Annotated in this window: 19 protein-coding genes and 1 pseudogene; 10 read left to right on the forward strand and 10 right to left on the reverse strand. The window is 71.0% G+C overall.

The genetic code is table 11. The annotated features are described in order from the left end of the window. Positions 1-12 precede the first annotated feature (12 nt). The 5 genes from NQU54_RS13745 to NQU54_RS13765 are packed head-to-tail and all read right to left on the reverse strand — an operon-like array spanning position 13 to position 5882. Positions 13-792, reverse strand: a complete 780-nt coding sequence (locus NQU54_RS13745; RefSeq protein WP_257631320.1) for an SDR family oxidoreductase — start codon at positions 790-792, stop codon at positions 13-15. Further along, positions 789-1562 carry an enoyl-CoA hydratase/isomerase family protein gene (locus NQU54_RS13750; RefSeq protein WP_257631321.1) on the reverse strand — a complete coding sequence of 258 codons (774 nt, stop codon included), beginning with the start codon at positions 1560-1562 and terminating at the stop codon, positions 789-791. The genes NQU54_RS13745 and NQU54_RS13750 overlap by 4 nt, the downstream gene beginning before the upstream one ends. Further along, a complete protein-coding gene (gene menD / locus NQU54_RS13755) occupies positions 1547-3457 on the reverse strand; it encodes a 2-succinyl-5-enolpyruvyl-6-hydroxy-3-cyclohexene-1-carboxylic-acid synthase (protein WP_257631322.1) in 1911 nt (636 codons plus the stop codon). The genes NQU54_RS13750 and menD overlap by 16 nt, the downstream gene beginning before the upstream one ends. Further along, positions 3457-4905: a glycoside hydrolase family 88 protein gene (locus tag NQU54_RS13760; protein ID WP_257631323.1), complete on the reverse strand. Its 1449-nt coding sequence runs from the start codon at positions 4903-4905 to the stop codon at positions 3457-3459. Before NQU54_RS13760 ends, menD begins: the two co-directional genes overlap by 1 nt. Before the next feature lie 17 nt (positions 4906-4922). Beyond that, positions 4923-5882, reverse strand: a complete 960-nt coding sequence (locus NQU54_RS13765; protein ID WP_257631324.1) for an isochorismate synthase — start codon at positions 5880-5882, stop codon at positions 4923-4925. Between the two features lie 458 nt (positions 5883-6340). Between NQU54_RS13765 and NQU54_RS13770 the strand changes: the two genes are divergently transcribed. The 4 genes and pseudogenes from NQU54_RS13770 (at position 6341) to NQU54_RS49760 (ending at position 11005) form a co-directional block, all read left to right on the forward strand. Further along, the gene (locus NQU54_RS13770; protein WP_257631325.1) at positions 6341-6862 is read left to right on the forward strand and encodes an SRPBCC family protein; all 522 of its coding nucleotides are present in this window, start codon (positions 6341-6343) and stop codon (positions 6860-6862) included. Positions 6863-6891: 29 nt separating this feature from the next. Next, positions 6892-9201, forward strand: coding sequence for an FdhF/YdeP family oxidoreductase (locus NQU54_RS13775; protein WP_257631326.1), 2310 nt, complete (start codon positions 6892-6894; stop codon positions 9199-9201). 543 nt (positions 9202-9744) lie between these two features. Next, a pseudogene (locus NQU54_RS13780) lies at positions 9745-10377 on the forward strand (arginase family protein); the annotation flags it as partial. Between the two features lie 70 nt (positions 10378-10447). Beyond that, entirely contained in the window at positions 10448-11005 is a 558-nt protein-coding gene (locus tag NQU54_RS49760; protein ID WP_257631327.1) for a GlxA family transcriptional regulator, read from the forward strand. Positions 11006-11259: 254 nt separating this feature from the next. On the opposite strand, the gene NQU54_RS13790 is transcribed toward NQU54_RS49760, so the two are convergent. The 3 genes from NQU54_RS13790 to NQU54_RS13800 form a co-directional block, all read right to left on the reverse strand. Further along, positions 11260-12624: an MFS transporter gene (locus NQU54_RS13790; RefSeq protein WP_257631328.1), complete on the reverse strand. Its 1365-nt coding sequence runs from the start codon at positions 12622-12624 to the stop codon at positions 11260-11262. 39 nt (positions 12625-12663) lie between these two features. Further along, entirely contained in the window at positions 12664-14142 is a 1479-nt protein-coding gene (locus tag NQU54_RS13795; RefSeq protein WP_257631329.1) for an NAD-dependent succinate-semialdehyde dehydrogenase, read from the reverse strand. 131 nt (positions 14143-14273) lie between these two features. Then, entirely contained in the window at positions 14274-15143 is an 870-nt protein-coding gene (locus NQU54_RS13800) for an IclR family transcriptional regulator (protein WP_257631330.1), read from the reverse strand. 210 nt (positions 15144-15353) lie between these two features. On the opposite strand from NQU54_RS13800, the gene fae reads away from it, so the two are divergent. From fae to NQU54_RS13825, 5 genes are all read left to right on the forward strand, one after another. Next, positions 15354-15893, forward strand: a complete 540-nt coding sequence (gene fae / locus NQU54_RS13805) for a formaldehyde-activating enzyme (protein WP_257631331.1) — start codon at positions 15354-15356, stop codon at positions 15891-15893. After that, positions 15890-17002 carry a mandelate racemase/muconate lactonizing enzyme family protein gene (locus tag NQU54_RS13810; protein ID WP_257631332.1) on the forward strand — a complete coding sequence of 371 codons (1113 nt, stop codon included), beginning with the start codon at positions 15890-15892 and terminating at the stop codon, positions 17000-17002. The genes fae and NQU54_RS13810 overlap by 4 nt, the downstream gene beginning before the upstream one ends. Continuing rightward, positions 16999-18519, forward strand: coding sequence for an aldehyde dehydrogenase (locus tag NQU54_RS13815; RefSeq protein ID WP_257631333.1), 1521 nt, complete (start codon positions 16999-17001; stop codon positions 18517-18519). Before NQU54_RS13810 ends, NQU54_RS13815 begins: the two co-directional genes overlap by 4 nt. Before the next feature lie 70 nt (positions 18520-18589). After that, positions 18590-19525, forward strand: coding sequence for an NAD(P)-dependent oxidoreductase (locus tag NQU54_RS13820; protein WP_069871662.1), 936 nt, complete (start codon positions 18590-18592; stop codon positions 19523-19525). 144 nt (positions 19526-19669) lie between these two features. Next, positions 19670-20839 carry an iron-containing alcohol dehydrogenase family protein gene (locus NQU54_RS13825; RefSeq protein ID WP_257631334.1) on the forward strand — a complete coding sequence of 390 codons (1170 nt, stop codon included), beginning with the start codon at positions 19670-19672 and terminating at the stop codon, positions 20837-20839. Positions 20840-20980: 141 nt separating this feature from the next. Here NQU54_RS13825 and NQU54_RS13830 read toward each other — a convergent pair whose 3' ends face one another. Then, complete coding sequence (locus NQU54_RS13830) at positions 20981-21439, reverse strand: MarR family winged helix-turn-helix transcriptional regulator (protein WP_257631335.1); 459 nt, start codon at positions 21437-21439, stop codon at positions 20981-20983. Between the two features lie 194 nt (positions 21440-21633). Between NQU54_RS13830 and NQU54_RS13835 the strand changes: the two genes are divergently transcribed. Next, positions 21634-22743 carry a sensor histidine kinase gene (locus NQU54_RS13835; RefSeq protein ID WP_257631336.1) on the forward strand — a complete coding sequence of 370 codons (1110 nt, stop codon included), beginning with the start codon at positions 21634-21636 and terminating at the stop codon, positions 22741-22743. Between the two features lie 102 nt (positions 22744-22845). On the opposite strand, the gene NQU54_RS13840 is transcribed toward NQU54_RS13835, so the two are convergent. Then, positions 22846-23706, reverse strand: a complete 861-nt coding sequence (locus NQU54_RS13840; RefSeq protein ID WP_257631337.1) for an SAM-dependent methyltransferase — start codon at positions 23704-23706, stop codon at positions 22846-22848. Between the last annotated feature and the right edge of the window lie 50 nt (positions 23707-23756).

Consider the following 23756-nt stretch of genomic DNA (forward strand, 5'->3'; position numbering starts at 1 on the left):
ACGTGGCGGTGTCTAGGGCCTGAGGGTGGAGCCGCCGTCCACCGTCACGGTGGTGATCGTCATATGGGCCGCCTGGTCGGAGGCCAGAAAGCCGATGACGGAGGCGATGTCCTCGGGTTCGGCCAGAGTGCCGCGTGGGATACCCACCCGATGGCGTGCTGGGTCTCCGTGCAGCAGCGCCTGTCTCCGGCCGGGCAGATGTGCGTTGCTGCGGGACATCGGGGATTCGGTCGTGCCCGGCGCCACCACGACGGATCGCACACCGTGCTCCGCGAGTTCCAGTCCGGCGCAGTTGGTGAGGTACTGGGCCGCCGCCTTCGACGCCCCGTACAGCCCCTGGTCGTACTTGACGATCCCGGCGCTGTTCGACGCCACGGTGATGACGCAGCCGCGTCCGCGTCGCGCCATCCGCCGGCCCACCGCGCGGACGCAGTTGAAGGTCCCCCGGACGTTGACGCCGAACACCCGCTCCCACTCGGCGTCCTCCTGCTCGGTCAGCGGGGCGGTGCGGCCGAGCACTCCGGCGGCGTTGACCAGGATGCCGATCGGGCCGAGCCGGTCCTCCACGTCCCGTACGGTCCGTTCCACATCGCCGGAGTCGGTGACGTCGAGGCGCACGGGGTGTGCCGCGGGGCCCAGTCGGCCGGCCACGGTGTGCGCCCCGTCCTCGTCGATGTCGGCCACGGCCACGATCGCGCCCTCGGCGGCCAGTTGGCGGGCGGTGGCGGCGCCGATGGCTCCTGCCGCGCCGGTGACCAGGGCCGTGACCTCGGCTATGCCGGTCAGCCTCATGCTCCTCGCTCCGTTTCCCGGTCTGTCCCTCGCTCCGTTTCGCGGTCCGTTCCTCGCGCCGATTCCCGCCCCGCGCCCGGGAAGGACTCCGCGGCCAGCAGCTCGGCGTCGATCCGTTCCAGCACCCCGGAGAAGCGCTGGAGCTGGCTTTTGAGCAGCGCGGTCGTGCTCGGGTCGTTGGCGGAGATCTCGGTGGCGCACGCGGTGGCCTCGGCGCACGCCCGGCCCGGTGGTACCAGCCGCTGCAACAGCCCGAGCTGGTAGGCGTCCTGTGCCGTCACCCAGCGGGAGGTCAGAAGGAGATCCTTGGCGGCGCCCAGGCCGACCAGTCCGATGAGTTTGGCCGCCCCGATGGGGACGCCCATGCTGGAGCCCGGGAAGCGGTACACCGAGTCGTCGGCCCCCACCCGGATGTCGCAGGCGGCGGCCAGCTCCGCACCGGCGGCGACGCAGCGCCCCTCGATCGCGGCCACGGTCGCCTTGGGCGCGGCCGCCACCGTGCGCTGCAACCGCGCGAAGGCCCGCAGCCGACCCGCGAGTCCCTCGTTCCCCAACTCCTCGTCGCGGTCGGCCCCGACGCAGAAGTCCGGTCCGCTGCCGCTGAGGACGAGCACACGTACGGCGTCGTCGGCCAGTGTGTGCTCCACGGCGCGGAGCAACCGCACGGCCGCCTCCGTGCTCAGCGCGTTGCGGGCCTGTGGGCGGTCGATCCGCAGCTGTGCCACTCCGGTGGCGCGGTCCCGTTCGACGTCGATCACCGGGGTGCCCACAGCTCATCGAGGGCGCCGGCCACGGTCCGGTGGGTCCGGTCGTGCACCGCGACATTGGCCGCGCGGTCGGTACGCAGATGGATCATCGATACGCCCGGGGAGCCCACCTGCTCCTTCAGCGCGGTGCGCAGCTCTCCCTCGTCGGCGGCGTGGACGACACGCGCTCCGTAGGCCGCGGCGACGGCGGACACATCGGCGGCCTGCGGGGTGCCGAAGAGCAGCTCGAAGGTGTCAGCCGGGAGACGTGACGCCTGTGGCAGGAACGAGAAGATCCCACCGCCGTGGTTGTCCACCACCACGAGCGTGCAGCTCTCGGCGGCGCCCAGCAGCGCGCCGGCGTCGTGGAGGAAGGACAGATCGCCCAGTAGTACGGCCACCGGGCCCCGGCCCGCGGCCACGCCGAGCGCGGTGGCGATCGTGCCGTCGATTCCGTTGACGCCGCGGTTGGCGAGCACGGCGGGGGGACGGTGGCGCGGCGCGGCGAACCACTCCAGGTCCCGTATGGGCATCGAGGACCCGACCACCAGGGTCGCCTCGGTGGGCAGGGCGTCGAAGAGCGTACGGGCCACTCGTGGTTCGGTGAGTTCGCCTCGGCCGGCCAAGGCGGTGGCCACGGCCGCCTGCGCCGCGGCTTCGGCCGATGTCCACGTGGTGCGCCACTCCGGCCCTGCCAGGGGCTCCGGCACCGTCTCGGCCACGGCGCGGCACAGGGCCGTGGGATCGGTGCGCAGCACCGTGGCGGCCAGACGGTCCGGGTCCCGCCACCGCCAGTCCGGGTCGACGAGCACATGCCGGACACCGGGCTGCCGCAGCCAGTCGGCCAGTGCCCGTGAGGTCCAGCGCTCCCCCAGGTGCACGACCGCCTCGGGGCGCAGCCGGTCACAGGCGTGTGGACTGCGCAGGATGGCGTCGGCCGCCGCCACGGTGGCGGGGCCCGGGGTACGAGCGCCGGAGCGCGGATCGGCCAGCACCGGCCAGCCCAGCGCCGTGGCGGCCTCGTGCACGGCGTCCGGATCGCCCGCACCCGCGCCCACCACCAGGACGCCCCGTCCGGGCCCGCCCGCGACGGCGGCCACATCGGCCGGAGTGGCGCCCAGGACGGGACGGCTGACGTGGTGCCAGGGCCGTCCGTCCGGCCGGCCGGGCGGCATGGGGCCGGGCCGTGCGACCAAGGGGTCGCGGAAGGCCAGGTTGAGGTGGACGGGGCCGGGGCCGGACGGTCCGGTCTCGGCCTCCGCCACGGAGCGGGCGGCCAGAGAGCGCCACATGCCGTCCTGGCTCCGCTCGGGAACCGCCACGGCCATGGCCCAGCGCGCCGCGGATCCGTACAGGCCCGTCTGGTTCATGGTCTGCGGGGCGCCCACGCCCTGTAACTCCGGCGGGCGGTCGGCGGTGCACACCACCATCGGCACTCCCGCCAGATCGGCCTCGGCGACCGCCGGATGGAGCTCGGCCGAGGCCGTGCCGCTGGTGGTGACCACGACGGTGGCGCGGCCGGTGGCACGGCTCAGCCCCAGGGCGAGGAAGCCCGCCGCGCGCTCGTCGAGGCGTATGTGCAGCCGCAGCCGGCCGTCCTCGGCGAGGGCGAGCGCGAGTGGGGTGGAGCGGGAGCCGGGCGCGATGACGGCCTCGCTCAGCCCCGCCCGGACCCATTCGTCGACGAGGGTGGCGGCGAAGGCCGCCTGGGCGCCTCCCTCGGTGTCGATGGCGGCCTGGGTGGCCCCTTCGGTGTCGATGGCCGCCTCGGCAGCCCCTTCGGTGTCGATGGCCGCCTCGGCAGCCCCTTCGGTGTCGATGGCCGCCTCGGCAGCCCCTTCGGTGTCACCGGCCGCTCGAGGGTTCTCCTCGGTGCCGGTGGCAGTTGCGTGTCCGTCCACGGATTCACGGCCCGCCATCAGCGTGTCCAATCCTTCACCGCACCGATGCGCACCAGCGCCGCGCCGAGCTGGCCCAGCAACCCTGAACCGACACCGGAGAGCATGCGGTAGCCGCTGCGCTGTAACTCCTCGCCGCCCTTGTTCGACGGGGAGGAGCCGTCGAGCCAGCCGTCCGGTGTCAGCCGGTCGCACAACACCTCCCATGTCTCCTGCGCGACCGCGCCCTCGCGATCGGCGGCGAAGCGGCCGCGCTCCACGCCCAGCGCCAGGGCCGCGGCGATACCGGCGGACCCGCAGGTCTCCGCGGCGGTGGCGGGCTCACCGAGGTAGCAGTCCCAGATGCCGGCTGCGTTGCGCCGGGAGAGCGCCAGCCGGGCGGCCCTCGCGGCCTCGTCCCACAGGTCGTCGGTGTCCGGCTGGTCGCCGAGCTCGGACAGGGTGCGCACCAGGCCGAGCAGATACCAGGCGTAGGCGCGGGCCCAGTTGCGGTAGATACGGCTGCCGTCGGGCAGCAGCCTCAGATAGAGGTCGTCATCCCATGTCAGCCGCCTGCGGCGGACTCGGAGCTGGCGGATGGCCGCCTCGCGTAACCGGGCGTCCCCGGTGGCCTGTGCGAGGACGGCCATGGGGTAGGCGACGGTGTAGCAGCCCTCGGCCGTGGTCGGGGCGTCCTTGACGCATCCATGGGGATCGGTCCGGGCGTCCCAGGAGTCGATGGCCAGCCGGAGCGTGGGGTGCCGCGGGTCCCGCTTGGCGACCACCGCGAACGGGAGTGTGGCCTCGATCCCGTACACCCGGTCGTTCGCGGGGCGGCTGCGCGGATCCTCGTAGCGCAGCCGGATGCCATGGACATAGACGGCGAGATGGTCTCGTAGCGCGGTCTCCGCGCGGGTGTCGGCGGGGAAGGTGGTGTGCAGGTCGTACAGCGCGTCCAGCACACATCCCTCCATCCATCCGAAGGGCTGCACACTGGCGATGCTGGTGAGGTGGTGGTGGAGTGCGGCGGCCGGAGCCGACGGGTCCTCGGTGTCCAGCAGCAGTGACGGGCGGCGTTCGACAGGGGCGTCCGGGCCGGAGAAGATCCACAGCGGCTCGGTCGCCGGGTCGGGTGCGAGCGTGAGCCGTACGCCCTCGTCCGCCACGGCCCGTACCGCGTCGCCGTCCAGCGGCAGGTCGTAGGGCTGGTGGCAGTCGGCGTAGCGGATGTCGAAGGAGCCGAGCGGCCGACCGGTACGTGCCGAGGCGGCCTCGACACGACGGACGTCCCGTACGTCGCAGGCGACGAAGAGCCGGAGCCGTCCCGGAGCGGCGGGTACCGCGGAGTGCCATTCCAGCACCGTGGGCGGGTGGCCGCCGGCGCCGGCGATGGGAGCGGTCGACCATGTCAGCGGTGTGCGCCGGTCCGACGGGAAGGGAACGCTCGGCGCATCCACAGTGCTCGCGGGAACATGGTGTGCGATTGCCATGATGATCCCTCGCATGTTCAGGGCGCTATGAGCGCCGGCAGAATGGCGCCCAGCTTCGCACGGGTCTCGGCCAGTTCCTCTTTCGGGTCGGAATCCGCGACTATGCCGTTCCCGACGTACATGGTGGCGTTTTTGCCGTGAATCTCGGCGCAGCGAATGGTCACGCAGAGACAGCCGTCGCCCTTCGCGTCCACCCAGCCGAGTGCCCCTCCGTAAAGCCCTCTGTCCCACCCCTCCAGGCGCTCGATCACTTCGTACGCCTTGTCACGGGGCCAGCCGCAGACCGCGGGGGTCGGATGGAGCATGGCCGCCAGTCGCAGAAACGACGGATGGTCTGCCACGAGCTCGGCCCGGACCCGGGTCATCAGATGCTGGACGTTCGCCAGTTTGAGCATCTCGGGCCGCTCATTGGCCTCGATCCAGGTGGTGCTGGGCGCCAGGGCGTCCAGCACCGCCTCGCGCAGGACCCGGTGCTCCTCCTGGTTCTTACCGGACTCCTGGAGCCAGGCGGCGAGCCGCCGGTCGGACTCGGCGTCCCCGCCGCGGCGGATGGTGCCGGCCAGGGCGCGTGACTCCACCATCCGCCCGCGCTTGGCCAGCAACAGCTCCGGACTGGCTCCCACCAGGCCGAAGGCGGAGAACAGATAGGCGGAGGGGAAGGTGTGGGCCAGCCGCCGCAGCACCACGGACGGCTGGATGTCGGCGTCGCACTCCATCTGGATGCGCCGGGCGAGGACCGCCTTGCGCAGCTCGCCGCGGCGCACGGCGCGCGCCGCGTCGGCGACGCTGCCGCACCACTGCTCGGGCGATTCGCTGGGCCGCAGAGCGTAGGTGCCGGGTTCACCGCTCTTCGCGGATGGGCTCGGGACCGAGGCCAGGAGGCGACGGTGGTCGGCCGTCTCCTCCGGGCTCAGGCTCAGTGTCCGGGCGGGAACCGCGAGCCGGATGGGCTCATGGCGCTGAAACGGAAAGGCCACGAACCCGATTCCCCCACCGGCCGCCAGCGCTTGGGCTATGTCCTTCTCGGAATCGACCAAATGGTATTTGACAGGCTCAATTCCGAGAAGTGTGCGGTCCGGTCCGGAAAAGAATAATCGGCGATTATCCAGACGATCGATCGCGTCATCGACCATTTCTTGCGAACGTGCCACCACGGAACGCCCCCGTCCGTTCTGGTAGAGATATGATCATTTGCGCAAAGCGTTCCAACAGCCTCGCATTGACGGGTAAATGCGTCAAGATCCGACCAATGCAGAAGTCCACTTGATGGACACGTACGGGCAGCGCGCGTGAACGATCGCCCGCCGAGGGCGTCAGCGATCGTCACGCCAAGGTGGCTGTTGATCGCGGATTCACCGTCAGGGCGTCGAAGATCCATATGGCGGCCTGCCGGTCGGGCGGTGACACTGGGGTCACGTCTGAAGACAGGTGGGCCATGGACACCATCGAGGAGACGATCGAGGTCGCGGTCCCGGTACGCACCGCCTACAACCAATGGACCCAGTTCAAGAGCTTTCCCCGGTTCATGTCCGCGGTGAAGGAGGTCGAGCAGGTCAGGCCCGCGATCACGCACTGGGTCATCGGATGCGGCCCGGTGCGCCGCACCTTCCGGACGGAGATCGTGCGGCAGCACCCCGACTCCTGCGTGGCGTGGCGAAGCCTTCAGCGGCGCCCCTCCCACCGGGGTGAGGTCTCCTTCCACCCCACGGCGGCGGACCGCACCCGGGTCACCGTGCGTATGGAGGTCCAGCGGCACCGAGCCGCGGCCCTCCTCACAGGCCCCTCCTCCGCCGTCATGCGCCGTGTGGTCCGCAACGAACTCGGGCGCTTCAAGGAGTTCATCGAGGGCCTGGGCCAGGAGAGCGGGGCCTGGCGGGGGTCCATCCACAACGGACATGTGAGGCCGACGGAACCGGAACCGCCGAGAAGCCGGGTGGCTCGCTGGCCCGTGGGCTGACCCGCGTCCGAGAGAGCGAGGCACACCCGATGAAGAAGGCGCCGAGACACGAGCCGGAGGTGCGGCTCTCCGCCACGTCGCCCAGGAAATGGGCGGCGGGAGTGCCCGCGGTGACCCATGCGCTGGAGTACTCCCTGGAGGAGACCACGGCCCGGCGCACCGCGACCACGCTGCTGACCATGAACCAGGTGGCCGGCATCGACTGTCCCGGCTGCGCCTGGGCCGACCCCGCCCCCGGCCACAGACACCGCAACGAATACTGCGAGAACGGCGCCAAGCACATCAACGACGAGGCGACGGCGCGGCGCGTCACCGCCGACTTCTTCCGCACCCATACGGTCTCCGAGCTCGGCCGCCGTTCCGACCTGTGGCTGAACCAGCAGGGCCGGCTCACCGAACCCATGGTCAAGCGACCGGACTCGGACCACTACGAGCCGATCAGCTGGCATGACGCCCTGGGCCTGCTCGCCGCGGAGTTGACGTCGCTGGACTCCCCCGACGAGGCGGTCTTCTACACCTCGGGCCGGGCCAGCAACGAGTCCGCCTTCGTCCTCCAGCTCTTCGCCAGGGCCTTCGGCACCAACAACCTGCCCGATTGCAGCAATATGTGCCATGAGTCCAGTGGCTTCGCGCTGCACGAGACCTTGGGCACGGGCAAGGGCACGGTGAGCCTGGACGATATGCACCAGGCCGACCTGATCTTCCTGGTGGGCCAGAACCCCGGAACCAACCATCCCAGGCAGCTCTCCGCGCTGGAGCAGGCGAAGATCAACGGCGGCCACATCATCGCGGTGAACACTCTGCCGGAAGCCGGGCTGCTGCGGTTCAAGAACCCGCAGCGGGTCCGCGGGGTGATCGGGCCCGGCACCCGCATCGCCGACCGATTCCTCCATATCCGCGGCGGTGGCGACCTCGCGCTGTTCCAGGCCCTGAACCGGCTGCTGCTGGAGGCGGAGGACGCACGGCCGGGCACCGTGCTCGACCACGACTTCATCCGCTCCAGCACCAACGGCTTCGAGGAGTTCTCCCGGCACATCCGCGCCATCTCCTGGGACGACGTCCTGACCGCCACCGGACTGACCCGACAGGAGATCGAGGAGGTCCGGGACGGTGTCCTGGGCAGCGAGCGCATCATCGTCTGCTGGGCCATGGGGGTGACCCAGCACCGGCACGCCGTGCCCACCATCAGGGAGATCGTGAACTTCCTGATGCTGCGCGGAAACCTCGGCAGAGCCGGCACCGGCGCCTGCCCGGTGCGCGGGCACAGCAATGTGCAGGGCGACCGCACGATGGGCATCTGGGAGCAGATGCCGGACTCCTTCCTGGACGCGCTGCGGGACGAGTTCGGCTTCGATCCGCCGCGCGCCCACGGACTGGACTCGGTGAACGCGATCAGAGCCATGCGCGAGGGCCGTATCAGGGTCTTCCTCTCGCTCGCGGGCAACTTCGTCCGGGCCGCTCCGGACAGCGCGGTCACCGAGGAGGCCATGCGGCGATGCCGCCTCACCGCCCATATCTCCACCAAGCTCAACAGATCCCATCTGGTCTGCGGGCGGACCGCGCTCATCCTGCCGACCCTGGGCCGTACCGAACGGGACATCCAGGCCAGTGGCGAGCAGTTCATCACCGTGGAGAACTCGATGAGCGAGGTGCACACCTCCTACGGGCGCCTGAAACCGGCCTCCAAGCTGCTGCTCAGCGAGGTCGCCATCCTGTGCCGGCTCGCGCGCCACACCCTCGGCGGCAGGACCGGTATCCCCTGGGACCGGTTCGAGTGCGACTACGGGGCGATCCGCCACCACATCTCCCGTATCGTCCCGGGCTTTCACGACTTCAACCGGCGAGTGGCCCGCCCCGGTGGCATCAGACTGCCCAACCCGGTCAACGAGGGAGTCTTCGCCACTCCCGCCGGCAAGGGCCTGTTCACCCGCAACGCCTGGGACATGCCGCACACCCCCGAGGGACACCTGCTGCTCCAGACCCTGCGCTCACACGACCAGTGGAACACCATCCCGTACACGGACAACGACCGCTATCGAGGCATCCACGGACGGCGCAGGGTGATTCTGGTCAATCCGGCCGACATGACCGAACTCGGGCTCAGCGAGGGACAGTTGGTCGACCTGGTGGGTGTGTGGACCGACGAGGTGGAGCGCCGCGCGGAGGACTTCGAGGTGGTCCCGTATCCCACCACACGCGGCTGCGCCGCCACGTACTACCCGGAGACCAACGTCCTGGTGCCGCTCGACAGCGTGGCCGAGATCAGCAACCAGCCGACGTCGAAGGGGATCGTAGTCCGCCTGGAGGCCCATGGCACCGCGGAACGTCACCGCTCCTGACCTTCGCCGGAGGGCGGGTGAGCGAGCTTCGGCCCCTGGTTCTACGATCGGACACGACCAAGGCATCGGCGGAGACTGGCGGTTGCCCAGCCGCCCGCGTCCTGCCGCGAGGCAGGTCGGCCGCCGGTGGGACGAGGGACCGCGAGGATGTGACACGTGAGCGATCGCCGGACGGCATCAAATGTCTCGTCGGCCGTGGTCGGCCACGCTCCCCACGCCCGCGGAACGGACGGCGTACAGTGAGCGGCCGCCGAAGACGCCACCGCCACTACCAGGTGGCGTGCCGCTGAAACCCCGCTGACCAAGGGTTTCATGGAACGGTTTCCCGGATCCGGGAAACCGGGACCACACGGTCGGCTTCCGGGCCAGCGCTGTGTCATGGGCACGAAAACCGTGCCTCGTACACCGAAGCCGGTGCGAAGTGAGGGCGAAGAGCCAGACGAGCGCCCTTCCCCGTTAACCGACGGGCTGTCTGATCGACCCCGGAACACGGCCTCCCCACAGGCCGGCACTCCCCCCGCAGATGAAGGACTCAGCACGACCATGACCGCGAACACTCCCGGCCCGGCCAGGCCCGTCCCACCCCAGGAAACCGAGACCACCCTGCACTTCACGGGCCCGGCGACCTTCGGCCGCGTCCCGCGCCTGGACCAGGTCGACACGGCGGACATCGCCGTGGTCGGAGTGCCGTTCGACGCCGGTGTCTCCTACCGGCCGGGCGCGCGCTTCGGTGCGAACGCCATCCGGGAGGCATCGCGCCAGCTGCGCCCCTACAACCCGGCCCAGGACGCATACCCGTTCCACTACGTCCAGGTCGCGGACGCCGGAGACATCACCGCCAATCCGCACGACATCGACCAGGCGGTTCAGAGCGTCGAGGCGGGCACGGACGCCCTGCTGTCCACGGGCGCGCGGCTGATGACACTGGGCGGCGACCACACCATCGCGCTCCCCATCCTGCGCTCGGTGGCCCGTCGGCACGGCCCGGTGGCGCTGCTGCACTTCGACGCGCACCTGGACACCTGGGACACCCACTTCGGGGCCCAGTACACCCACGGAACACCCTTCCGCCGCGCGGCCGAGGAGGGCCTCCTCGACACCTCCGCGCTCTCACACGTCGGCACCCGCGGCTCGCTGTACAGCAAGGAGGACCTGGACGAGGACACCAAGCTGGGCTCATGGCCGCCGGGCCGCCACCCACTGGGAACTGGCGTCACAGCTGGCCGCCGCCTACCCCCGGGTGCGGGTGGACGGCAACCCCGTCTTCGTCCGGGACGGCCATGTGGCCACATCGGCCGGCATCACCGCCGGAATCGACCTTTCGCTGTCGCTGGTCGAGGAGGACTGGGGAGCGGACGTGGCGCGCAACGTGGCCAGACAGCTGGTGGTCTTCATGGCCCGTCCGGGCGGGCAGGCGCAGTTCAGCGCACGGCTGGCCCCGCGTCAGCCACGGCATCCGGCGGTGCGCCGGGTGATGGACCGCGTCACCGCGGACCCCGCGGGGTGCCACACACTGGCCACGCTGGCCGCCTCGGGCGGTGTGAGCGTCCGTCACCTGGAGCGGCTGTTCCGTACCGAGGTCGGCCTCACCCCCGGCCGCTATGTCGAATCCGTCCGTGTGGAGGCGGCGCAGGCACTTCTCGCGGACGGCACCGGCACGGTCGAGGAGGTGGCACAACAGGCCGGGTTCGGCTCCTCGGAGTCGCTGCGCCGGGTCTTCCAGCACACCCTCGGGGTCTCACCGACGGTCTACCGCGCCCGTTTTCGCAGCACTCTCGGCGCGCCGCACCTCACGGCGGGATAGGCGGCGGCGCGGCCGGGCGACCACCCGCTTCGGCCCCGGACGCGGCGGAGAGACGGTGCCCCGTGGTCCGGGGAAACCGGTCACGGCCACCGCCCCTCCCTGGCTAAGCGGATCGGCGGAAGTCGGCTGCGGTTCGGTGGCGCCCCGAAGGGGCGCGGGGCCGTGTCGATATGCGGCTCCGCCCCGCGGGCGCGACCAGCCACGACGGCGCCGCAGACGATCGACGGCAGGTCGGGGCACTTCCAGCTAAGCGCTTAGGCCCCCTCACGGGCCGTTCGCGCCGCCCGGGCCAGGTCCAGGTCGGTGGTCTCCGGCGCCAGGAACTGCGATACGACACCGCCGACCACCAGCACTCCGGCGCCGATCAGGAGCACGAACTCCGCCCCGTAGTGGTCGAGCCCCATCGGCAGCAGGAACGTGCCGATCGCGGCGCCCACCCGGCTCATGGCCGTGGCGAACCCCACGCCCGTGGTGCGCAGCGACGTGGGGAACACCTCCAGCGGATACACCGAGGTCAGCGCGCTGGAGGCGGCGTTGAGGAAGATGAAGAACAGGAAGCCGATCACGATGACGGGGGTGGAGGACGGCCACACCGCCACCAGCGCCAGACATACGGCCGTGATCCAGAACGGCGGGATCAGCAGCTTGCGGCGGCCGATCCGGTCCACGACGAGGCATCCCGCGGTGACACCGGCCACGGCGGTGAAGGAGTAGACGAGCAGCGCCGCGACGGCGTTGTCCCCCATGTTCAGGGCCTCGAAGACCTCGGTCCAGAAGGTGCCGATGGCGAAGTACGGCAGTACGAGGGCGGCCCAGAAGACGCTGGCGAACACCGTGGAACGCAGATGCTGCTTGCTGAAGAGGGCGCGGAACCCGTCCTGCCGCACCTCGTCGCGGTCGTCGAGTTCCGCGGTGACATCCACCTCGATGCCGTACTTGGCGATCAGCGCTTCCGCCTCGTCCCGCCGCCCCCTGCTCAGCAGCCAGCGCGCGGACTCCGGGATGCCGCCACGCAGGGCCACACACACCAGCGCGATCACCGCACTGCTCGCCAGGGACCAGCGCCAACCGCCGTCGACGGAGGTGAACATCGCCCCCACGACGGTGGCCAGGGCGTACCCCAGGTACCAGCTGATCTCCAGGCTCGCCAGCAGCCGCCCGCGGCCACGACGGCCCGCGTACTCCGACAGCAGCGGGGCGCCGATCGCGTACTCGCCGCCGATCGCCACACCCATCACCAGCCGGATGATGACGAGCTGTGTGCCGTCCGCGACGAAGAACTGGAGCACCGAGCCGACCAGGAAGATCATCATGTCGATGAGGAACACCGGGCGGCGTCCGAACCGGTCGGCCAGCCGTCCGAAGAGCGGCCCGCCGAGGAAGATGCCGATGAGCGGTGCGGCACCGACCAGCCCCTGCGCCACGGAGGACAGATGGAGGTCGTCGGTGATGTCGCTCATCGCCAGCCCGATGCCGCCGATGATGTAGCCGTCGATTCCCTGGCCTATCTGGGTGGCCAGCTTCAGCTTGGTGTGCAGCCGCTTCCGTTCACGTTCGGTGGCATGTGCGCCCGGCGGTGTGCTGGGCTCGTTGTGCTCGGTCACAGGCGTCGTTGCCATGTGCGGTTCCTTACTGGGAGGGGGAGGAGAACGCCGGAGTCAGTCGGTGGGCCAGTCGAGGGCGATGTACTGCGTCTCCAGGAACGCCTCGATGCCCTCGCGGCCGCCCTCCCGGCCCAGACCCGACTGCTTGACGCCGCCGAAGGGCGCCGCCGGGTCGGACAGCAGGCCCCGGTTGAGGCCGACCATGCCGGCTTCCAGGCGTTCGGCGATGCGCAGGGCCCGGCCCACGTCGCGCGAGTAGATGTAGGAGGCGAGGCCGTGCACCGTGTCATTGGCGCGGGCCACCAGCTCGTCCTCGTCGGCGAAGGTGGCCAGGGGCGCCACCGGCCCGAAGACCTCCTCGTTCATGATCCGGGCGTCCTCGGGGACGTCCACCAGGACGGTGGCCGGGTGGTAGTGGCCGGGGCCTTCGGGCACCTCGCCCCGGGCGGCGACCTTCGCACCGCGTTCGATCGCGTCGTCGACCAGGGAGCGGATGGACTCCACGGCGGTGCGGTTGACCATGGGGCCGAGGGTGACACCCTCCTCCAGACCCGCTCCGGCGCGTACCGCGGTCATGGCCGCCGCGAACTTCTCGGTGAACTCGGCGGCGACGGACCGATGGACGTAGAACCGGTTGGCGGCGATGCACACCTCGCCACCGCCCCGCATCTTGGCGTCCATCGCACCGCGCACCGCGGCGTCGACATCGGCGTCCTCGCAGACGATGAAGGGGGCGTTGCCGCCCAGTTCCATGGTCACGTTGACGACGTTCGCCGCCGCCTGTTCCAGGAGTTTCCGGCCGGTGGCGGTGGAGCCGGTGAAGGAGAACTTGCGGACCCGCTCGTCGCGGAGCCAGGCGGAGACCACCTCGGGCGCGCGGTCGGTCGGCAGGACGTTCAGCAGCCCGTCCGGCAGGCCCGCCTCGCTCAGCAGGGCGGCGATCGCGAGGGCGGTGAGCGGCGTGTCCGGGGCCGGTTTGAGGAGCACCGGGCAGCCGGCGGCGAGCGCGGGGGCGATCTTCCGGGTGGCCATCGCGGCCGGGAAGTTCCACGGTGTGACGAAGGCGGTGACGCCCACCGGATGCCTGCGTACGACATGCCGGAAACCGCCACCCGGTGCGTCGCCGAACGCGGAGCCGATCCGTACCGCCTCCTCGGCGAACCAGCGGAAGAACTCCGCCGCGTAGCCGACCTCGGCCACCGCGTCCCGGTACGCCTTGCCGTTTTCCAGGACGATCAGGTGGGCGAGCGTCTCGGTGTTCTCGCGCATCAGCGCGAACGCCGTGTGCAGGATCTCCGAGCGACGGCGTGGCGGTGTCGCCCGCCATCCGGCGGCGGCCGCCTGGGCAGCGTCGACCGCCGCCATGGCGTCGCCCGGGCCCGCCGCGGACACCTCGCGGATCAACTCCGCGGTGGCCGGGTCGTGCACGGGAAACGTCCGTCCGTCCCCGGCCGCACACCAGCGGCCGGCGATGAACACATCGCCTTCGGCGAACGGCGCCTTGACGAGGGTTTCTATGCCGGGGAGGTTCATGAGCTGCTCTTTTCTCCGTTCCGAACGAGAGCTGGTTCGGTTCGCGGTGAATTTACGAGCACGTCATAGGGCCGACAAGGCCGCTTCTCGGATCGCAATGGTGGTTGCTGTCAGGGCAACTCACCGGGGGTTCAGGTAAGCCGTGCCCTGGGGGCCGGGGTGTGCCGCGGCTCCCAGCCCAGCAGCGCGGAGACGCGTGCCGCCGCCTTGGCCGTGGTGCGGCCCGCCTGGTCCAGCCGGTCGCCGAGCCGGGACTTGGGCGCCGAGATGTTGATCGCCGCCACAACACGTCCCCGGAAGTCGCGCACGGGTGCGGAGACCCCGACCAGACCGGCCTCGAACTCCTCGCTCACCCTCGCGTACCCCTGTCGCGAAGCCTGCTGGATCAGTGCCCACAGCTCCGGAATCGGCGGTGTCGAGGCGGTGCCGAAGCGGACGTACAGCTCATCGGGGGTGGCGTCGGCCAGCAGCACCCGCCCGGCAGAGGTCTGCCACGCGGGCACTCCGCGCCCTTCCCAGCCGTGGACGCGGAAGGAGTGTCCGGAGACCGAGAGCAGGGTGAGGACCTCGCGATCGCTCAGGACGCACAGATGGCTGGTCTCCTCCACGTCCGACGAGAGGGCGTGCATCACCGGCTCCGCCATGCGCACCAGCCGGTTCTGCGAGGTCCGGGCGACGAGCGAGTAGAGCCGCCAGCCCAGGCGGTACTCCAGGGTGTCGGGGTCCCGTTCCACGATCCCCGAGGCGGCCAGGGCCTTGAGGGCCCGCGAGACCTGGGTCTTCTCCCGGCCCACCAGCTGCGCCAGGCGCACCACGCCGAGCCCGCCGGCGTTCTGGGCCTCATCGGAGGCGAGCGCTTCCAGCAGGTCGATGTCACGCCGCAGCCCGTGGCCGCGCCGGGCGGCGGTGTCTTCGGGGCCGGAGGATGCGGCGGGCAGGTCCGCACCGTGTGGATCGGCCGGGTCCTCGGGATCGTCGGCGCCGCGAGGGGGGAGGTTCATCACGTGCGCCATCCTAAAGGCGCCTTGGGGAACCCCCAGGTCAGCCGCTGAGTTGTCGCGAGAGCAACCGGCATTTCGATTCACGCGGGCGCCTTGCGAGGGGGTGGTGGCGGATCTAGATTCGCCGCATCGGACCGGATGAACTGCGGTGAATGCGAGGTTCATCCCCTGGTCCGCCGATTCCCCGCTACCGGAGATCCAGGAGATCCCATGCCATCGCCTTTTGCCCCGACCGCCCTCATCGGCGAGTTCTTCGCCGGGGAGGGTGTCAACGCCGCGCACACGAACGTCGTGATCGGACGCAAGGGCGGACCCGTCGAGACGGCGTGGGCCACGGCGCTGGCCACGCCCAGCGCCGGACACGTCCCGTTCCTGACCATCGTGCGGCCCTCGGTGCCGGTGAAGCCGCTGACGCTGTTCGTGACGAAGGCCGCCGCGGAGGGTGAGCTGCATTCGCGCGCCACTTGGGGCTCCGCCCAGGCCGGTCTGGCGCAGGGCGTCACGGACGCGGTCAAGGACGGTCTGCTGCCCGCCGAGGAGGCCGACGATCTGCTGATCATCGCCGCGATCTGGGTGAACCCGGCGGTGGACGACCTGGACGTGTCCTTCCGCAACCAGCGCACCGCCGCGTACCAGGCGGTGCGGGCCGCGGTGAACGCCACCCCGACCGTGGCCGATGTCCTCGCGGCCGCCGAGGAAGGCCCGGCCAACCCGTTCTACACCGCCACTTCCGAGGTGCTCACCCGATGAAGATCACGGACATCACCCTGGACCGGCTGCGCCTGGAGCTGGATCCGCCGTTCCGGGCCGCCTGGGACCCCGAGCCGCGGCGCCACTTCGACGCGACGGTCGTCCGCGTCCACACCGACGAGGGGATCACCGGTATCGGCTCCGGTGATCTGATGGACGGCTTCGAGACCTATAAGCACCTGTTCGTCGGCGAGGACCCGCTCGACATCACCCGCCACGTCAGGGCCATCGAGACCGCCAACTTCCACGGCGCCCACTACTGGCCGCTGGAGGCGGCGCTGTGGGACATCATCGGCAAGGTCCACGGCCGCCCGGTGGCGGAGCTGTTCGGCAACGCGGCCAAGAGGCTGCCGGCCTACGCCTCCTGCGGTGAGCTCAAGTCGCCCGAGGAGCGCGTCGCCACCGCGCTGGAGGTGCGCGAGGCGGGCTTCCGGGCGATGAAGATACGCATCGACCGCGACCGGGTGGACGAGGGGATCGCCGCGGTCCGCGCCGTACGCGAGGAACTGGGCGCCGACTTCGAGATCATGGTGGACCTGAACCAGTCGTGGCGCATGGCGGGCGACACCGCGGCCGCCACCGACCTCGCCCGGACCCGCAGGACCGTCGCGCGCCTGGCCGAGCTGGACGTGTTCTGGGTCGAGGAGCCGCTGCCCTACTGCGATGTGGCGGGCTTCAAGCGTCTGCGGGCCGAGAACCCCGGGGTGCGCATCGCCGCCGGCGAGATGCACCACTCCCCCACCGAGCTGCTGCGCTACCTCGAAGCGGACGCCCTCGACATCTACCAGATGGACGTGGTGCTCGCGGTCGGCATGCACCGCGCCCGCACCCTGGCGGAAGTGGCGCAGCTCAAGCACCGCCACTTCACCCCGCACAGCTGGACCAACGGCATCGGCGTACTCGCCAATCTGCATGTGTCGGCGGGGGTCGGCGGCGGCCCGTTCTTCGAGTTCCCCTACGACCCGCCGGGGTGGACCCCGGAGCGCCGGGACTTCATGCTCGCCGACCCGGTGCGGGTGAACGGCGACGGCGACCTCGAGGTACCCACGAGGCCGGGGCTCGGAATCGAGCTGGACGAAGACGCGATCGACCGGTGGAGGATCACATGACGCACGGCATCGACGCCCTGCTCTCCCGCTCACACGACCACTGGCTCGCCGCGGCCGGGGCACTCACCTTCGAGACCCGGCCGTTCATCGACGGCCACTTCACCGACGCCCTCTCGGGCGACACCTTCACCAGCGTGTCGCCGCGCGACGGTGCGGTGCTCGCCAAGGTGCAGGCGGCCGGCGCGGAGGACGTGGACCGTGCCGTGCGCGGCGCGCGCGACGCCTTCGACGACGGACGCTGGCGCGACCTCCCGCCCAAGGAGCGCAAGCGCGTCCTGCTGCGCTGGGCCGATCTGATCCGGGCGAACGCCGAGGAACTGGCCCTCCTCGACACCCTGGAGATGGGCAAGCCCATCACCGAGTCGGTGCGGATCGACGTGGACAAGGCCGCCGAGACCATCGCCTGGTACGCCGAGGCCATCGACAAGACCTACGACGAGGTGGCACCGACCCCCAGGGACGCGCTGGCCCTGATCACCCGGGAGCCGCTGGGTGTCATCGGCGCGGTCATCCCGTGGAACTACGCGCTGCTGATCGCCAGTTGGAAGCTGGGCCCGGCTCTGGCCACCGGCAACAGCGTCGTGCTCAAGCCCGCCGAGCAGACCTCCCTGGCCGCCCTGCGGCTGGCCGCACTCGCTACCGAGGCGGGACTGCCCGACGGGGTGTTCAACGTCGTACCCGGACGTGGCGAGGTCGCCGGTCAGGCCCTGGGCCGCCACCCGGAGGTCGACAAGATCGCCTTCACGGGCTCGGTGAAGGTGGCCCGGCTCTTCCAGGTGTACGCGGGCGAGTCCAACGGCAAGCAGGTGGCGGTCGAGGCGGGTGGCAAGTCACCCCAGCTCGTGCTGCCCGACGCCGATATCGAGGCCGCCGCGTCTGCCGTGGCCTGGGGCATCTTCTACAACGCCGGGCAGACCTGCAACGCCGGTTCCCGCGTCGTGGTCCACGCCTCCGTCAAGGACCGGCTCCTGGACGCCCTGCACCGGATCACCGCGGAGACCTTCCGGGTGGGCGACCCGCTCGACCCGGCCACCGTCATGGGCCCCCTGGTCGACGAGAACCAGCTGGCCACGGTCCTGGCCTATGTCGAACGTGGTGTGGAGGACGGGGCGAGGGTGGCGTTCGGCGGTGGCCGCGCCCTCGGTGAGACGGGCGGCAGCTATGTCGAGCCGACCGTCCTGGACGGGGTGGTGAACACCTCCGCCGTGGCCCAGCAGGAGATCTTCGGCCCGGTCCTGGCCATCGTGGACTACGACGGCGACGCCGACGAGGGGATACGGCTGGCCAACGAGACCGACTACGGGCTCGTCGCCTCCGTCTGGACACGCGATGTGACCGCCGCCCACCGCGCCGCCAAGCGGCTGCGAGCCGGGACGGTCTGGATCAACACCTTCGACGCCAGTGATGTCATCACCCCCTTCGGTGGCTTCAAGGCCACCGGCGCGGGCCGTGACAAGTCCCTGCACGCACTGGACGCGTACACCGCACTGAAGACCACCTGGATCAACCTGGCCTGAACCGGACCCGGTTCATGGACCCGCCCGTACCCCTCCCTCCTTTTCTCTTCTCATCACTGCGAGGACAACCATGAGGATCGGTTTCATCGGCCTGGGCAACATGGGACGCCACATGGCCCGCCATCTCATCCACGCGGGCCACCTGGTCACCGTGCACGACACCCGGCCGGAGGCCGCCGCCGAGCACCTGGCGCTCGGCGCCCGCTGGGCCGATTCCCCCGCGGACTGCGCCGAGGGCGCGGAGCTGCTGATCACCATGCTCCCCACCCCGCGCATCGTCGAGGACGTACTGCTGCGCGGAGGCGCGGCAGAGGCGCTGCCACCCGGGGCCCTGTGGGTGGACATGTCGACCTCGACCCCGGCGGCCGCGGACCGCGTCGCCGCCGATGTGCTCGACGGCCGCGGGGTGCGCCGGATCGACGCACCGGTCAGCGGCATGGCGCGGGGCGCCGAGGCCGGAGCACTACAGATCTTCGTCGGTGGCGCGGACGATGACTTCCGCATCGCCCTGCCCGCCCTCGAAGCCATGGGCGATCCGGACCGGATTCTGCACGTCGGGCCGGTCGGCGCGGGCTACACCGTCAAGCTCATGCTCAACCTGCTGTGGTTCAGCCACCTGGTGGCCACCTCCGAGGTGCTCGCCATGGGCGTCAAGGCGGGCGTGGACCTCGGGACACTGCGCAACTCGCTGCTCGCGAGCCCGGCCAGCTCCTCCTTCATCGAGCAGGACCTCATGTCGGTCCTCGCCGACGGCGACTACGACGACTCCTTCGCCATGGCGCTCGCCTGCAAGGATCTGGGACTCGCCGTCGACCTCGGCCGTGACCTGGGCGTGTCCACCGAGCTGTCCGCCCTCGTCGAGCAGATCTACCGCCGCTCCAAGGCCCAGCACGGCGAGCTCGCCGGTGAGATGAGCCCCGTCCGGCTCTACGAGGCCCTCGTCGGACAGGAGTTCCGGCTGCCCAACCCGGCCATCGAGCCGGCGGACGCGACACTCGCCGTCTGAGCCGACGCGACACTCGCCGTCTGAGCGGACGCGACACTCAAGGTCCGAGCGGACACGACACCCGCCGTCCGGGAAGACATGACTCCCGCAGTCCGAGAACGAGCGCACGCCACCCCTCCACCACCACGCCAGGAGCCGCACCCCATGACCTCATCCGGGCCCGGCGGTCCCACACCGCTGAGCATCGACCCCACCTGCCGTATCGAGTTCGGCCCCGGCCGGATCGGCCAACTCCCCGCACTGATCGCGGCGACCGGCCACGATCGCGCCTTCGTCGTCACCGACCGCGGACTGCGCGCCGCGGGTGTCCTCGGTCCGGTCCTCAAGGCCCTCGACGCCGCCGGGCTGGAGTACGCCGTCCACGACGAAGTGGCGCCCAACCCCTCCACGGCCAACGTGGACGCGGGTGCCGCACGCGCCCGTGCGTTCGGCACCGCCGCGGTCGTCGCCCTCGGCGGTGGCTCCGTACTCGACGCGGCGAAGGGCATCGCCCTGCTGGTCGGCAACCCCGACGCCACGGCCGCCGACGCCGACGACCTCTGGGAGGCGGCCGACGGGCTACCGCTCGTGGCGATCCCCACCACCTCCGGCACCGGCGCCGAAACCAACGGCTTCGGGGTCATCGAGGACACCGCCGCCTGCCGCAAGGTGTACCTCGGCCACCCCTCGGTGAAGCCGCGCATCGCGCTGCTCGACCCGGAGCTCACCCTGGGCCTGCCCGCCCCCGCCACCGCCGCCACCGGCATCGACGCCCTCGTACACGGCGTCGAGTCACTCGCCTCGCGCGGCGCCAACCCGGTGTCCACCGCCTACGCCACACAGGCCGTGGCCATGGTCAGCCGTGCCCTGCCCGCCGCCTACGCCGACGGCTCGGACCTGGACGCACGCGCCGAGCTGATGCTGGGAGCCCACCTCGCGGGCCAGGCCCTCACCCTCTCCGGGCTCGGGCTGGTCCACGGCATCGGCCACGCGCTGACCGCGCACACCGGCACCCCGCACGGCGTCGCCCTGGCCGCCGTCCTCGAGCAGGTGATGGAGTTCAACGCCCCCGCCGCGCGGGACGCCTACGAGCAAGTGGCACGCGCCATGCGCCTCGCGCCGCCCGCCGACGGGGACTGGGCGCGGACGGCCATCGAAGGGGTGCGCGAGCTCGCGGGCACTGTCGATGTGAAGCGCCCGCTGAGGACGCTCGGCGCGGATCGGGACATGCTGCCCTCGATCGCCACCGGGGCGGTGGCGGACGCGGTGACGAAGAACAATCCGCTGCCGCCCGATCACACCCAGGTCCTCGACATCCTCACCGCCACCTACTGATCGCGGGCGCGTGGACCGTCCCCTGACGGTCCACGCGCGGTCGCCGCGGCCGTCAGCCGCGCGCTGCCGCACTGGTGTCGTCTGTGTTCCGGACTGGTGTCGTCAGTGTTCCGGGCGGTGCGAGCCGCCCGGAACGCTCACTCAGTGGTGCCAGGCACGGCCGCCCGTGTTGTGGATGAACCGCTGCAACACCTTCATGGTCGTCAGGTACTCCTCGTCGGAGATGCCCGCGCGGCGTTCCGCCTCCAGTTCGCCCTGGAGGGCCGCGGCCTTGTCGTAGAACGCCCTGCCCTCCGCCGTGATGCCCAGACGTCCCTCGGCGTCCTCGGTGATCCAGCCCCGGGCGATGGTCGCGTCGATCTCCGACTCCATGACGTCCGCACCCGAGTCCAGATAGTTGCGGAGGAGGCGGGACACCTCACCGCGGGTCCTGGCGGTGTCCGCGTTCGCGATCTGCGCCAGGACCCACCACTGCGGCTGGGTGGTGCCGATCTCGGCGAGAGTGGACTGGATGCGGGTGACAACGGCCTTGTAGGCCGCCCAACTCCAGTAGCCGATGGGCTGCCGTAGCAGTTCGGCGTCGCTGTGGGAGTACTCCATGACCGGTCCCTCCGTTATTGCCTGAACTCGTTTGAACGCGTTTGAACTCGCTTGACGTCGAGACCGACCGTAAAAGTTCAACCCGACTTCAAGTCAAGCCCCATTAGGCTCCTCGCATGCCCGTGCGTATGGAGTCTTCGACGGTGGTCCGGCGCCTTCGGCCGGTGGTGCGCTGGTGACGCTCGCGGGGCCTGGTGACCCGGGACCGTGAGCTCGCGCTCGTCCTCACGGCGCTGGTGTTCGTCCCGGCCCTGTCGCGCATCTCCTCGACGTTCGGCGATCTGCCCGCTCGGCACGGCGATGCCTTCGCGGTGCTCCTGTCCCTGGGGCAGACCGTGCCGCTGGTGGTGCGCACCCGCCGGCCGGCCGTGTGCCTGGCGGTGGTGGGGCCGTCGTTCGCGGTCCATGAGTCGCTCGGCTATCCGCCCACCTTCGGCAGCATGGGGCTCTACCTCGCCCTGTACGGCGCCGGATCGCGTCTGTCCCGCCACCGGAACGTGGTGGCGGCCCTGGCGAGCGCGGGCTACCTGGCGTTCGCGATCACCCTGCACACGCTGGACTCCCCCGAACGGTTCCTCGACTACCTCATCTTCTTCCTCGCGCTGGCCGCGTTCTGGATCCTCGGCAGCTACGTCCGTGCGCGGCGTGCGGACGAGGCCGAGCGGCGACGTCTCGCCGCGCTCGCGGCCACCGCGGCGGAACGGTCCCGGATCGCACGCGAGCTGCACGACGTGGTGACCCACCATGTGACCGCCATGGTGGTGCAGGCCGACGCCGCGCAGTTCCTCACCGAATCGCCCGGCCGTGTCACCGAGGGACTGACCGCGATCAGCGGTACCGGCCGCCAGGCACTGGGCGAACTGCGGCATCTGCTGGGCGTGTTGGAGGCGACGGACGATTCGGCGCCCGCGCGGCGGACACCCGCGCTCGGCACCATCGAGGAGCTCGTCGCACGGACCCGGCTCGGCGGTCAGCCGGTCGAACTCGTCGAGGAGGGCGAACGACCGCCCATGGCGGCCGGAGCCGAGCTGGCCGCCTACCGGGTCGTACAGGAGTCGCTCACGAACGCCGTCAAGCACGCCGCCGGACACGCGACCGAGGTATGGGTCCGCTACCACCGCGACGGGGTGGACATCGACGTGACCACGGACGGGCCGTCCCGTGTCGCCCACGCTCCGGACGGGCGCGGGCTCAACGGACTTCGAGAACGGGTGGGCCTGGTCGGTGGCGAGCTGGAGGCGGGCGCGCGGCCCGGCGGCGGGTTCAGCGTCAGCGCCCGGATTCCCGCCGGGAGCGGCTCATGATCCGGGTGCTGATCCGCGCGGGCCGGTGCGCCCCGCCAGCCGGGATGCCGGGGCCGGACGGCGATGTCGCTGTGGATCGGCGTCCCGGGGAAAGACGAGCGGTCAGCGGTCGGCCGCCAGAAGACGCACGCGGCCCGTGCCCGGGAGGGCCGGGTCGAAGGCAGGGGGCACGGGGCGGTCGTGGCGCTTCGCCAGGTCGGTGAGGGGCTCTTCCTCGGCGCTCCAGCCGTGGTCCGCGAGCCACTCGGCGGGCGGCTGCGCCATCTCGTTCTTCCACAGGCCGGACAGCATGTTCATGATGCCTCCCGGTGAGGCCGCTGCCTCCTGGGCCTGGTCCGTGTTCACCATCGACCGGGTGACATGCTCCACCGCGAGGTGGCTGCCCGGCGCGGACAGCGCGCCGATCCGGTCGAGCAGGTGATCCGCGTCACGCGCGGTGAGGTAGACCAGTATCCCCTCGACCAGCCAGGCCGTCGGCTCGTCCGCGCGGAAGCCCTGCTTCATCAGCAGCGCGGGCCAGTCCTCGCGCAGATCCCCCGCGATCACCTCGCGCTCACAGCGCGGCACTTCCCCCTGGAGTACGTGTTCCTTGAAGTCGAGCACCTCGGGCTGGTCCAGTTCGAAGAGGCGTGTCCCGGCCGGCCAGTGCAATCGGAAGGCACGGGTGTCCAGACCGGCCGCGAGCAGGACCGCCTGGCGGCAGCCCGCCGCGCACGCGTGCATGAAGTAGTCGTCGAAGTACCGGGTGCGCAGGGCGAAGTAGTCGCCCATGACCTCGGTGAACAGCCTCCCCTCCCCCTGGGTCCAGGCCACCTGCTGCTCGGCGCCCGCGGCGTCGACGAAACGCGTGGCCAGGGGGTCCTCGAACAGCCGGTCCTGGCGCCGGCTCTCGGCCGCGCGGGTTATGCCCACGAACAGCGCGGTGCTGCTGACCCCCGCCAGGCGCTCGTGTCCGTCGGTCACGTGGTTCTCCCCTTCGTATGGTTTCCTGTCATGCCGCTCCCGCTCATGGG

The organism is Streptomyces malaysiensis subsp. samsunensis, from assembly GCF_024519315.1.
GTDB classification, from domain to species: Bacteria; Actinomycetota; Actinomycetes; order Streptomycetales; family Streptomycetaceae; genus Streptomyces; species Streptomyces malaysiensis.

Coding starts and splice junctions, on each gene's coding strand:
- NQU54_RS13745 (WP_257631320.1), bottom strand. CDS start 792: ATGAGGCTGACCGGCATAGCCGAGGTCACGGCCCTGGTCACCGGCGCG.
- NQU54_RS13815 (WP_257631333.1), top strand. CDS start 16,999: ATGACGCACGGCATCGACGCCCTGCTCTCCCGCTCACACGACCACTGG.
- NQU54_RS13795 (WP_257631329.1), bottom strand. CDS start 14,142: ATGAACCTCCCCGGCATAGAAACCCTCGTCAAGGCGCCGTTCGCCGAA.
- NQU54_RS13770 (WP_257631325.1), top strand. CDS start 6,341: ATGGACACCATCGAGGAGACGATCGAGGTCGCGGTCCCGGTACGCACC.
- menD (WP_257631322.1), bottom strand. CDS start 3,457: ATGGCGGGCCGTGAATCCGTGGACGGACACGCAACTGCCACCGGCACC.
- NQU54_RS13825 (WP_257631334.1), top strand. CDS start 19,670: ATGACCTCATCCGGGCCCGGCGGTCCCACACCGCTGAGCATCGACCCC.
- NQU54_RS13820 (WP_069871662.1), top strand. CDS start 18,590: ATGAGGATCGGTTTCATCGGCCTGGGCAACATGGGACGCCACATGGCC.
- NQU54_RS13830 (WP_257631335.1), bottom strand. CDS start 21,439: ATGGAGTACTCCCACAGCGACGCCGAACTGCTACGGCAGCCCATCGGC.
- NQU54_RS13775 (WP_257631326.1), top strand. CDS start 6,892: ATGAAGAAGGCGCCGAGACACGAGCCGGAGGTGCGGCTCTCCGCCACG.
- NQU54_RS13810 (WP_257631332.1), top strand. CDS start 15,890: ATGAAGATCACGGACATCACCCTGGACCGGCTGCGCCTGGAGCTGGAT.
- fae (WP_257631331.1), top strand. CDS start 15,354: ATGCCATCGCCTTTTGCCCCGACCGCCCTCATCGGCGAGTTCTTCGCC.
- NQU54_RS13790 (WP_257631328.1), bottom strand. CDS start 12,624: ATGGCAACGACGCCTGTGACCGAGCACAACGAGCCCAGCACACCGCCG.
- NQU54_RS13760 (WP_257631323.1), bottom strand. CDS start 4,905: ATGGCAATCGCACACCATGTTCCCGCGAGCACTGTGGATGCGCCGAGC.
- NQU54_RS13800 (WP_257631330.1), bottom strand. CDS start 15,143: ATGAACCTCCCCCCTCGCGGCGCCGACGATCCCGAGGACCCGGCCGAT.